Here is a 3722-nt window from a genome sequence, read left to right on the forward strand (position 1 = left end):
TATTATATAATTTAAATTTTATTATGTCAACTTTATGTCAATATATTTTATTTAGTTCACTCATAAAAAAAATAAAATATCTAAAAATAATTGTGTTATTTTATTAAATAAAATTCATAAAATAATCATTAAAATATATTTTTAAAACAAAAAAAACTTGAACATTTTTTTAAGTGTACAATAATGTAAAAGCTTGTGCAAAAATTCACATAATTTGGAGGACAAATGAGAAGATTGATAAATATATTTTTATTTTTATTTATAGCCATTAATAGTTTTAGTTTTTTTAATACAGGAGTAGCTCCTGGAATTTTTGATATTTCTTTAAATAGGCCAACAACAGAGGAAGTAATTGTTATAAATAATTCTAAAGAAGTAGTAAAAGTAAAAGTTTATAGTGGAAAAGAGAAATCAATTAAAGAAAATGAAAATTTAGGACAATGGCTAAGAGTTTATCCAAGAATGATGACATTAAAACCTAAAGGAGAAAGAAGAGTAAAGTTTACTGTACGAATTCCTAAAAGTGCAAAAGATGGAGAGTATAAAGGTATTTTATATATAGAGGAGATTCCAACAGTAATCAAAGGAACAGGTACTTTAACATTAGCAGGAAGACATGGATTAACTGTATATGGATTTAAAGGAAAAGAAAATTATAAAGTGGATATTTTAGATATAAAAATAGAAAATCAAGAGTTAAAAATAGATATAAAAAATAATAGTAATAAAAGTATAAAGCTGAAAGTTAAATTAAATTATTTAAACTATTTAGGGAAAAGTTTAAATAAAGAAGAGATAAATTGTGGAAGAATAGGAAAAGATGCAGAAATTCAAGTAAGAAAAGTATTAAAAGAGACTTTAGGAGAAGTATTAGAGATAGAATTAACAGTAAAAGGACAGCAACTTTATAAGCAAAATATAAAGTTAAAGTAAATAAAAAATTTGGAGGACAAATGAAAAAATTTTTATTATTAGCATCAGTATTAATGGTATCAACAGCACTTTTAGGAGCAGAATCATCATCAGAGACAGTTAATGGAGTAATTACAAAAGAGGGTGGAATACTAAAAGCAGAAAAAACTATTCAACTAGTGGGAAAAGTAGCAACTGCAATTGAATTAACATCAACAACAAAAACAGTAGACTTTGGAACAGTTTTAATAGGAAGAAGTTCATCAGCAGATATTCCATTATTGGTAAAAGGAGAGGAAGGTTTTAAAGTAAAGATAGCAACGACAGGGACTGTTAAAGATGTAGCAGTAACAGAAATAGAAGAGTTTGCTTTATCTTCAGCAGATAATAAAAAAATAATGCATTTAGTATATACACCAACGGATTCAACAGCATTAAATGAAACATTAACAGTTACAGCAACTTATACAGATGTGTCTGAATTTAAATCAGCAATAGTATCAGCATAAAAGTTTAAATATAGGAGGAGAAATCCTCCTTTTAAATAGGGAGAGTTTTAATGAAAAAATTAATGCTATTTTTGTTATTAAATTCATTGTTATATGGAATAGAACCGTTAATAGTAAGAGAGAAACAGGGACTTAATTTTGGAAAAATAATTAAATCGAATTATAAAAAAATAATAGAACCAATAGATAATCTAATTTTAAATATTCATGGAGAACCATATAAAAAAATAAAATTACATTTGAGTGAAATATATATAGTTAAAAACAGTTTATTTTTATCAAATATAATTTTATTAACAACAAAAGAGTTAGTATTAGATAAAAATGGAGAGATTGATTTGGAAATAAAAGGAAATTTAAATATAGATGAAAGTAATAAATTTGAAAAAATAAAAACTAGAATACAAACTCCATTTATAATAGAGTATGAGTAATGATTAAGTATTTATTAATATATATATTTGTAATAATTAAAATATTTTCATCTTCAATTCCTGAAAATTTAGTTGATGGAAATATGGATATTAAGATTAATAATATAAGGGAGAATTTTTTTCCACTATATATAGATGAAATAAAAGAAAAAGGATATATATCATTACGAGATTTTTTTTATATAATAGAATTAAATAGAATAGTTATTAATATAAAAGATAAAAAAGTTTCTGGATTACTTCCAAATGGAAAGGAAGTTAATTGGATATTTAATAAAAATTATTCATTTATATATGAAGATGATATATATATAGATGTTAAGTATTTAAAAGAGATTGTTCCAATTAAATTAGTAAAGTTTAATTTAGATATGTTAATAATTACAATAATTTTAAATTTTAAAACTCCTTTAGATATAAGAAATGAACAGTTAGATAAGAGAAATAATATATTTAAAGCTTTTGGAAGAGATGAAGAAAATTTGAGTATTATAACAAATAAAAAAATCATATCTTCTGGGATAATACAGTTAGAATATTTAAAATTTAATTTAAGCAAAGGTGAAAATAAAGTATTAAATATGAAATATTCTACACAACTATTATATGGTGAATTTCAAGGAATTTATAATCTATTAGATGAATGTAATAAAAAAAATGAAAATACTTTTAAAAATATATCACTAACTTATAATAATATATTTAATAATAAGGATTTAATATTAGGTGATTTTTATTTAAGAACTCCTAAAATTTATAGTACTGAAAATAATGTTAGTGGTATTAGTTTATTAAACTCTTCAAGTAGATATTCAATAAATCAAAAGGATATGAATGAAATTGAAGGGGAAGCTCCATCAGGAAGTATTGTTGAATTATATAGAAATGGAATTCTTATTGATTATCAAGAAGTTATAAATTCAAGATACTCTTTTAATAATGTTCAGTTAGTTTCTTTAACAGATAGTTACTTTATTAGAATATATAACTCTTTAGGTGAATATATTCAAAAAGATTTATCAATTTTAATGAATAATAAAATTTTAAAAAAAGGTGATTGGACATATTCTATTCAAAGAGGACATGGAAAGAAAGAAAAAAAAGAAAATTTAATTGGAATATTAAAATATGGTATTTATAAAAATATAACAGGTGAGATAGGTTATTACAACTTGCAAAATAGATATAAATATAAAGAGTATAAAGATTTTTCTTTTGGAACTTATTATAGTAGCCCTCCTATAAAATTTCCAGTTTTTTTAAAATTAAACTGGTTTCAAAGTGTAGAAAGTGAAGATGGAACTTTAAATTGGGAATTTCAACAAAAATTATCTAATATACAATTAGATGTTATAGGAGAAAAGTATGGAAAAAGAATATCCTTAGAACAAAATAAAAATGAGTATTATAAAGTTAATTTAAAAACTAATTTGGATAAATTTATATTAGGTTTATCATATGAAGTTGAAAATTATAAGGGAGATAATTGTAGAACATATTCAACTGGGATATCTTATAATAAAAACTACTATTCAACAGGAGTTTCATATTCTTTTTTAAAACATTTGAAAGATTTAGAAAAAAATAGACATATAATTAGTTGTTTATTAGGAGTAAATTGTTTTGAAAAAATATCTTTATCAAGCTATATAACAAATGAATATACCAATAGTTTTAAATTTAAAGATAATAAATATTCTCTTAGATTGAGCAAAAGAGATTTAAGTTATATAAATCAAAAGTATTTAGATATCTCTTTAAATCTAAATTATTCAAGTAAAGAAAGAGATCACTTTAGAGCTGAAATAAATGGAAATGTATATTTAGATAAGCTGAATATTCCAGTAACCAGTGCAAAATTAAGTTT

4 protein-coding genes are annotated in these 3722 nt (G+C 22.3%); all 4 read left to right on the plus strand.

Annotated elements, in window-relative coordinates:
* Positions 1–225: 225 nt before the first annotated feature.
* On the plus strand, positions 226–933 hold the full coding sequence (locus tag Q0V09_RS08990) for a fimbria/pilus periplasmic chaperone (RefSeq protein WP_297406670.1): 708 nt from the start codon (positions 226–228) through the stop codon (positions 931–933).
* A 20-nt stretch (positions 934–953) separates the two neighbouring features.
* The gene (locus tag Q0V09_RS08995; RefSeq protein WP_297488702.1) at positions 954–1421 is read left to right on the plus strand and encodes a hypothetical protein; all 468 of its coding nucleotides are present in this window, start codon (positions 954–956) and stop codon (positions 1419–1421) included.
* Between the two features lie 50 nt (positions 1422–1471).
* Positions 1472–1855, plus strand: coding sequence for a hypothetical protein (locus Q0V09_RS09000; protein ID WP_297406674.1), 384 nt, complete (start codon positions 1472–1474; stop codon positions 1853–1855).
* A partial coding sequence (locus Q0V09_RS09005; RefSeq protein WP_297488705.1) for a hypothetical protein occupies positions 1855–3722 on the plus strand: 1868 nt, incomplete at its 3' end. The genes Q0V09_RS09000 and Q0V09_RS09005, both read left to right, overlap by 1 nt.

This window comes from uncultured Cetobacterium sp., from assembly GCF_947039425.1.
Taxonomy (GTDB): Bacteria; Fusobacteriota; Fusobacteriia; order Fusobacteriales; family Fusobacteriaceae; genus Cetobacterium_A.